Here is an 8,326-nt window from a genome sequence, read left to right as displayed (position 1 = left end):
ACATGGCCTCGATGGTGACATTGGCGGCATTCTGCATTGTGCTCTGCGTGTTCGTTGTGCTGCAGTGGCCGATCATGCTCGCCCTGGCCATTGGCCTGGGGTTGTTCCTGCTGCATGGGTTGCTGACCGGGCACAAGCTGCCCGTCATGGTGCGGTCGGGTTGGAAAACCTGCCGCTCCGTATTGCCGATCATCGTCACCTTCATGCTCATCGGCATGCTGACCGCGTCATGGCGTGCAAGCGGCACCGTGCCGTTTCTGGTGTCGTATGCCTCCAGGGCGATTGCCGCCCCGCAGGTTGTGGTGCCGTTGGTGTTCGTATGCAATGCGCTGATGTCGATGCTTACGGGCTCGGCGTTTGCCACGGCGGCGACTATGGGCGTGATCACCGTGACGCTTGCGGTGTCCGTTGGCGCGAGTCCGATGCTGGTCGGCGGGGCCATGCTGTCCGGCGCGTATTTTGGCGACCGCTGCTCGCCGATGTCGACCAGCGCGCTGCTGGTCGCCACGCTGACCGGCACCAAGGTGTTCGACAATCTGAGGAATATGGCGCGCTCATGTGCCATACCGACGGTGATTTCACTGGTCGCGTTCGGCATATGGGGATGGTGTGACGCGCGCAGGGGCGTCGCCGCGGACGGTTCATCCGTTCATGCCCTTGACGTTGCGGGGCTGTTCGGCGGCGTGTTCGATCTGCACTGGTGGACCGTGCTGCCGGCGTTGCTGGTGGTTGCGCTTGCCTGCTGCCGTCTCGACGTGCGCATGCTGATGGCGGCCGGATGCCTGGCCTCTTTGCCGTTGTGCCTTGCAGTGCAGCATATGGGCTGGATGGAGATGCTCTCGACGCTGGTGTTCGGCTACCGTTGCCCGGATGCGCGCGTCGGGGCGCTGATCGACGGCGGCGGCATCCTGTCGATGCTCAATGTGACGGGTATCGTGCTGCTGTCGTCCTCCTATTCCGGGATTTTCGCCGAAACGGGTTTGCTGATCGGCGTCAGGTCCCTGGTCCAGGCGATGGGGAGACGAATCGGGGTTTTCGGCGCGACGCTGGCGACGTCATTGGCCGCTGCCGCGGTGGCCTGCAATCAGACGCTGGGCATTATGCTGACGCGGCAGCTGTGCCGGGGCCTGACGGATGACAACAGCGCCGAAGCCTTGAATTTGGAGGATTCCGCCGTGGTGGTGTCGTCGCTGGTGCCTTGGGCCATCGCCTGTTCGGTGCCGCTGTCGACGGTCGGAGCCCCCACGTTGTCGGTCTGCGCCGCGTGTTTTCTGTATGTGCTGCCGCTTTGGCATTGGCTTTCCTCGACCGTGCGAGGAGAGCGTGCATCCGGGGCGGTGCGCCGCCCTGTCGCCGGTCATAATGAAAGACGATAACTCAGGCGAAGTGTTGAGCGGCAAGGGCTCCTATTGTGGTCCGCGATGGCATTCGACACCGATGGGGAGGTTCGGCATGGGATTGGAAATCCTGGATTGGCATGACGGGGCGCATTTGGCGAAACCGGTGTTCGATCGTTTGAACGATTTGATCGCAGGCGGTGTGCCGGAGTCCAAGATCTTGGGCGTGACGCTGAACACCGACGAGGAATCCGACACCGATGTGTGGTGCCCGGCATATGACATTCCCTTTGGGATCACCGGCAATGTGGTGGTGGTCCATACGCATAAGACACGCAAGGCCCCACCGCAGTTCGCGGCGGCGTTCGTCACCGCCGACACGCGGGCCGATCTCAATGGCGTGGTCAAGCACACGTTGGAGGTGTCCAAGGTGAGCTTCGCGCCGATTGACGCCGCCGTCGAGGCAACGGGCATGGAATCCGGCGGCATGGCTCCCATCGGTTTGCCGTCCGGATGGCCGTTGCTTGTGGATGCGCATATCGTGAAGCTTCCGAAACTGTATCTGGGATCCGGTATACGACCGTCCAAGCTTGTGGTGGACGGCTCGATCTTCGAGGATCTTCCCGGTGTGCAATTGGTGGAGGGGCTTGGCAAGCCGCGTCATTGAGTCGGGTCGTCGCGGATTGTTTGCCGTCCGTTCAGACTGGTGTGGCGATGCGGACACGTTGGGTTTCTAAGGTGGCGGAAGGTGACCGTGTGGTTGCCGCTCGCATGTAAGAAGAGGGACTCATGAAGCAAGCCATAGGAAGGCGCATACTGGCGTCGCTGGTTGCCGCGGCCACGCTGGGATCCGTGGCTGCCGTCGGCGCCGTCACCGCCGTCGCGCAGGAAAACCAGCCGGTCAAAGGTTCGAGCGTCGTCATCAACGAGGTGTTCGCCGGCAATACCAAGGAGTCGGGCGACGCTCTCGAGACCCGAGACGACTGGGTGGAGCTGAAGAACACCGGCAAAAACCCTGTGGATGTCAAAGGATGGGGCATCTACGACGAAAAGCAGAAAAAGCACTTCACCATTGGGGTTGACAAGGAGATCAACACCGATACGGTGATTCCCGCCGGCGGCTATCTGGTGGCGTATATCGATTATGCGACCGCCGATCCGGGGCTGGGATCCGATGCCGATTCGGTCTATCTGACATCCGCCGCCGGCGACAAATATGACGCCTCCGCCGAGGTGGACTCCACCAGCTGGGACGCCAAGGCGCTTGGCGGTGGCGAGATGACCACCAAGCAGTCGTGGTCCCGTGCGGACGACGGCTCGTTCAAACTGTCGAACCACCCCACTCCGGGCGTGGCCAACGACTTTACGACAAACGACTTTGCGACAACCGGGGAGTCGGGCGCCGCCACCAAGCCCGGTCAGTCGGATGCCAAGCCGATGGAAGTGGGCGACTGGCCTGGTCTGGACACTGTGACCGCGATTGACGCCGCAGGCGAGTTCGGCGCCAGCGGACAGGAGGGTGACCATACCGACGGCAATCTTTCGGGATTGGTATACGACACCGCCAACAACGTGCTCTGGGCGGCCGACAATGACCTGAATCCCACGCTTGGCAATACCGAGGACAAAGGTCCCGGATCCATCAACAAATTCGTGAAGAACGAGCAGGGCGCATGGGTGCAGGATCCCTCCGACGGATGGACCTTCACCTCATCCGACGGGGTCGTCAAAGGCGGCAAGCAGCTGCATTTCAAGGACGGCAAGGGCGGCGTGGACTCCGAGGGCATCACCGTCATCAACGGCGACGCCTCGCAGGGCGTGTTCATCGGCGCCGAACGCGACAATGAGCACAAGAAGACGCCCCGCCCGTCCATTCTGCGATACAACGTCGCTTCTCGCAGTGCCGACATCAACGGCGATGGCGCGGAGGACCTCACCGCCACCAACGAATGGGACCTGACGGATGCGCTCAAGGAAGCCGGCGTGACGCTTGAGAAGGGCGGCGACGCCAATCTTGGCGTCGAAGGTCTTGCATATGTGCCGAACAAGGTGCTGGAGTCCAAGGGCTTCAAGGACAAATCCGGCAATGTCTACGACTCGGCGAAGTATTCCAATTCGTACGATGGCCTGTTCATCGCGGCGTTGGAGAAAACCGGCCATCTCTACGCCCTTGCGCTGAGCACCAAGGGGAATGTGGACACGGTTCAGCTCGTCAAGGACATCGCCATTCCCGAGGCCGCCGTCAAGTCCGGCTACACGCTGAGCGTGGATGTGTTGTATGACGCCGAAAGCGGCAAGCTGGAAACGATCTGCGACAACTCCTGCGGCGCATCCGAGCCCTCCGGCACCGCCAAGGTCGCCACATGGGATGTGGACAAGGCCACCGGTGAATTCACCATCGAGAACATCGTGAAGGCTCCCGGCGAAACGGTTTCCGAGAACACCGAGGGATACGCCGTCTCGCCGAACAGCTCCTGCCAGACGAATGTGTCCGGCGCGTCGGACGCGTCCAAGGCATATAAACCCGTGTTCTTTGCGGATGATGGAGTGACCAACGGCCACTCGCTCCGCCAGGGTTGGTTGGCCTGCGATGGCGGAGCGACTCCGCCGACCGAGGATTCCACCGATGTCACCTTGTTCGGCATCACCGATTTCCACGGCCATATCGAAAATGGCGCATATCTTGCCACCGCGCTCAAGCAGACCGAAGCGAAGAATCCAAACACCCTCTTCGTCGGGGCCGGTGATCTGGTGGGGGCGTCCGCCTATGCGTCGTCCATCCAGAAGGATGTGCCGGCCACCGATCAGCTCAAGGCGATGGGACTGAAGGTCTCCGCGGTCGGAAATCATGAATTCGACCAGGGCGCGGACGACTTGGTGAATCGCATTGTCCCGCAGATCGCTCCGGGCCAGTATGTGGTGGCGAACGTCACCGGTGGCGCGCTGGAAGGCAAGATCCAACCGTATGTCATTGAAGAGGTGGGCGGCAAGAAGGTCGCTTTCATCGGCGGTGTGTTCGAAAGCCTGCTGAGCTCGGTTTCGCCGGCCGGTATGAAGGGCATTACCGTCACCGATCCGGTGAAGGCCATCAATCAGTATGCCGACCAGTTGTCGGATGGGAGCGAAGCCAATGGCGAGGCCGATGCGGTCGTGGCATTGGTGCATGGCGACGCCGATGATCTGAAAGGTTTGGACGCCAATGTGGATGCGGCCTTTGCCGGTCACACCCATCTCAAAAAGCAGACCGCCACCGATGTCGGCGCGCCCGTGCTGCAGGCCGCCAGTTATGGTGAGGCGTTCGCCACGGTGGATCTGAAGATCGAGGGTTCCGGCGCGCAAGCCAAGGTGACGGCCGTTGACCCGAAGGTGAACGACGTGTTCGCAGCCGATGGAACCACTCCGTTATACGAGGCTGACGCCGCCGTCAAGAAGATCGATGACGATGCCCAGGCCAAGGCCAAGGAGATCGGCAAGAAGCAGGTCGGCACCATCGACGCCGATTCCACGTTCAACCGCGGATCCGACAAGGTTGGTGATCTGACCGGTCGCGGCAATAACCGTGGTGTGGAATCCACCCTCGGGGACATGGAGGGTGACGCCGCGCTGTGGGCGGCCAACTATTCGCTCGGTGACGGTGCGGCGGATATCGGTGTGATCAACGCCGGTGGTTTGCGTGCCGATCTCGATGCGAACAACGACAAGGTCATCACCTATCAGGAGGCGCATGACGTATTGCCGTTCGGCAACACCAACGCGGTGGTGACGCTCACCGGCAAGCAGCTCAAAACCCTGTTCGAGCAGCAGTGGCAGCCAGCCGGGGCGCAGCGCCCGGTGCTGTGGCTCGGTGTCTCCAGCAACGTCAGCTACCAGTACACCACCGACGAGGAAACCGTGGACGGCGTGGTTGTTCCGCGCGGGCATGTGTTCAACCTCGCGGTCAACGGCAAGCAGGTCGCCGACGATGCCACGTACAAGGTGGCCGGTAACTCGTTCCTGCTTTCCGGCGGCGACAACTTCACCGTTTTCCAACAGGGAACCGGCTATGTTGATACCGGCTTCGTGGATCTTGACGGATTTGTCGAGTATCTCAAGGCGAATCCGGGGCTCAAGGCCAACCGCAGCCGTCTGTCGGCCGGCTTTGCGAATGTAAAGCTCAACGGGGACGTCCTGAGCTTCGATGTGAACGGATTGGCCTACACCACCGATGAGACCAAGCCCATCGCGTTGGATCTGCACGTCAACGGCGTGGACTTCGGTGTCACTGAGGGTGTGAACGCCAGCAATTACGGTGAGGCGACGAATCAGCCCGGTGCAGGATGGGTGACGGTTTCCAAGACCATGAGCGCCGACGAGAAGGCCAAGCTGATCGGAGCGGATGGCAAGGTGATGTGGAATACCGCCGAAGTCAAGCCGCTGTATACCGAGGCCGAGGTGCAGGCCGCCAAGGACGCTCGTCAGCACACCAACAATGACGGTAACGCTGGTAACGCCGGTAGCGCGGGCAATGCCGGCAGCACCGCTGATGCCAAGACGGCTGATCTGGCCGCCACCGGTGCGGATGTCGTCCTGATCGCTGCAGTGCTGGCGTCGCTGGCGATTGCGGGATCCGTGGCGATGGTCCGCAGGCATCTTGGCTGATGGAGGCGGATCCGGAAGCATCGGATTGATGTCGGACAAGACTCAATTCGACTAGCCGGAGCGTCAGCGGGTCGACAGGGCCTGATGGAACAACCGGATTGCATGCAATCCCGCCGGTTCCATCGGGCCCTATCTGCATCTACACTGGTGTCCATGGTCAAAGACGATGATGTGCATGACGCAAACGATGGCGTTCGACCGGCAACGACGCCTCGGGATATTGACAAGGCGTTGGATCGCGCCGAAAAGGGATTGACACGGCTGGACGCCATGCATGAGGTCGGGTCGCATGCCAGCGGGCACGAACGACTGAAGCAGGCGGCGGCATCCAGCGCACTGCTGAGTTCCGTATGGCGGCAACCCCCGGCGCAACGGTTGCGTTTCAACCCATTGCCTACCACGGAAACCACCCATGGTTTGATGCCATGGACCTTGCGAACCATTCATGGCGATGAGACGCCGGCGTTTCACGGCGATAAGCGCGACGGCCTCCGTTTTATCGATATCAGCTCCACGGAGATCTCGCTCTACCAACGGCTGCTCTACGCCAATGGCGCACGATCGGCGACTTCGACATCCGCGGCTGAAGAAGGTGCCGTCGACCCCTCAAACCGCCGTATTCTCCTGGTGTTGCAGGGTATGGATTCATCCGGCAAAGGCGGCATCGTCAAGCACGTGTTCCGTCAGGGCAATCCGATGGGCATTCACTACCATGGTTTTGGCGCGCCGTCCGAAGAGGAGCTCGTGCATGATTTTCTCTGGCGCATTCGGCGGGAGTTGCCCAAACCCGGGTGGATCGCCATCTTCGATCGCTCGCATTATGAGGACGTGGTGATGCCGCAGGTGTGGGACACGGCGTCGCAGGAAACGATTCGCGAACGATATGAGCGGATCAATGCCTTTGAAGCCGATCTGGCTCACAGCGGTTGCGTCATCATCAAGATTTTCCTGACCATCAGCAAGGACGAGCAGCGAAGTCATTTCCTTGCGCGTCTTGAGGATCCCACCAAGCGTTGGAAATTCGCCATGAGCGATTTGGAAGCGCGGGATCGCTGGGAGGACTATATGGCCGCGTGGCAGCGGACCTTCGGGCTGACGTCCACGTCGGCGGCGCCCTGGTACGTCATACCGGCCGATAACCGATGGTATTCGAGGGCCGTGGTGTCCGAGTTGCTGCGGACCACGTTGGCGGGGCTTCAATTGCAGTGGCCGCCGCTGGCCGCCGATATCGATCTCGATGAGGCGAAGCGTCGGTTGCGGGCCGAATAGGTTGACGGCGGCTCGCAACCGCATAGATAAGTCGGCTTCGCGCCGCCAAGGACCGCAGCGCCGTGTCAGACGGCGTCGACGGCATAGTCCACGAACACCACTTCGCCGGACTCCTGCGTGGCGTCCAGATCGACGGAACCGGTGATGGCCCAGTCGTTGTCGCCATCCGAATCGCAGATGATCTGACGGACCTTCCAGATGTGCTCCTTGTTTTCCAGCGAGTTGTCCAATATGAACCATTCGCCGCCGCGCGCCTTGGCGTCGGTGTTGACGTACTCGTGCTCGTCGTAGAAGTCGTCGAGCGCATCCTCCCATTCGTGGACGCCGTAGCCCCAGTCCTTGTCGAGGGCGCCAAGCTCCTCGGGCCGATCGAGGTCCATCAGCTGCACCCGGCGGAACATGGCGTTGCGCACCAGTACGGTGAGACCGCGGCGGTCCTCCACCACCGCATCGCGCTTGCCGGGGGCGGCGAGATTGGCCGCATCCTCCGCCACGGCATCCGAAGCGCCGCCCGTGTTCTCCCACTCGTCTACCAGGCTGGAGTCGATGGAACGCACCAGCACGCGTAGCCACGCGATGATGTCGTCAAGCTGGTCGTCGCGTTTTTCGGGCGGAACCGTGCGGGCGAGCGAACGGTATGCGTCCGATAGGTAGCGCAGCAGCGTGCCCTCGGAGCGGGCGATGTTGTAACGCGCAATGTACCCGGTGAAATCGGAGGCGGTTTCGACCATGTCGCGCACTACTGATTTCGGGGAGAGCCAGTAGTCGTTGGCCCACGGCACGTCGTGCCGGTATTGCGTGAACGCCGCGTCGAGCATGTCCTCCAACGGCTTGGGATAGGTGATCTCCGCCAGACGATCCATGCGCTCGTCGTAATCGAGTCCGTCGGCCTTCATGTCGGCCATGGCCTGGTCCTTGGCGGCGCGCTCCTGCGCTCGCAGCACCTGCTTGGGGTCCTCCAGGGTCGCCTCGACCATCGAGATCACGTCCAGCGCGTAGGTGGGGGATTCCGGATCAAGCAGCTCCAGGGCGGCCAGCAGGAAGGGGGACAGCGGCTGGTCGAGTGCGAAATCGTCCGGCAT

Annotated in this window: 5 protein-coding genes; 4 read left to right on the top strand and 1 reads right to left on the bottom strand. The window is 61.7% G+C overall.

All coding sequences use genetic code 11. The annotated features are described in order from the left end of the window. The 4 genes from B2994_RS03925 to B2994_RS03910 form a co-directional block, all read left to right on the top strand. Positions 1-1,376: Na+/H+ antiporter NhaC family protein (locus B2994_RS03925; RefSeq protein ID WP_291527077.1), on the top strand; the 1,376-nt coding region annotated here is incomplete at its 5' end. Positions 1,377-1,452: 76 nt separating this feature from the next. Beyond that, on the top strand, positions 1,453-2,004 hold the full coding sequence (locus tag B2994_RS03920) for a YbaK/EbsC family protein (RefSeq protein WP_291527076.1): 552 nt from the start codon (positions 1,453-1,455) through the stop codon (positions 2,002-2,004). Between the two features lie 122 nt (positions 2,005-2,126). Next, complete coding sequence (locus B2994_RS03915; protein WP_291527075.1) at positions 2,127-5,975, top strand: 5'-nucleotidase C-terminal domain-containing protein; 3,849 nt, start codon at positions 2,127-2,129, stop codon at positions 5,973-5,975. A gap of 153 nt (positions 5,976-6,128) precedes the next feature. After that, positions 6,129-7,244, top strand: a complete 1,116-nt coding sequence (locus tag B2994_RS03910) for a PPK2 family polyphosphate kinase (RefSeq protein ID WP_414630637.1) — start codon at positions 6,129-6,131, stop codon at positions 7,242-7,244. A gap of 65 nt (positions 7,245-7,309) precedes the next feature. Here B2994_RS03910 and B2994_RS03905 read toward each other — a convergent pair. Next, a partial coding sequence (locus B2994_RS03905; RefSeq protein WP_291527074.1) for a DUF3516 domain-containing protein occupies positions 7,310-8,326 on the bottom strand: 1,017 nt, incomplete at its 5' end.

This window comes from Bifidobacterium sp. UBA744 (assembly GCA_002298605.1).
Classification (GTDB): domain Bacteria; phylum Actinomycetota; class Actinomycetes; order Actinomycetales; family Bifidobacteriaceae; genus Bifidobacterium.
Note: the sequence above shows the minus strand (reverse complement) of the source record. Positions and strands in the feature narration are given on the sequence as shown.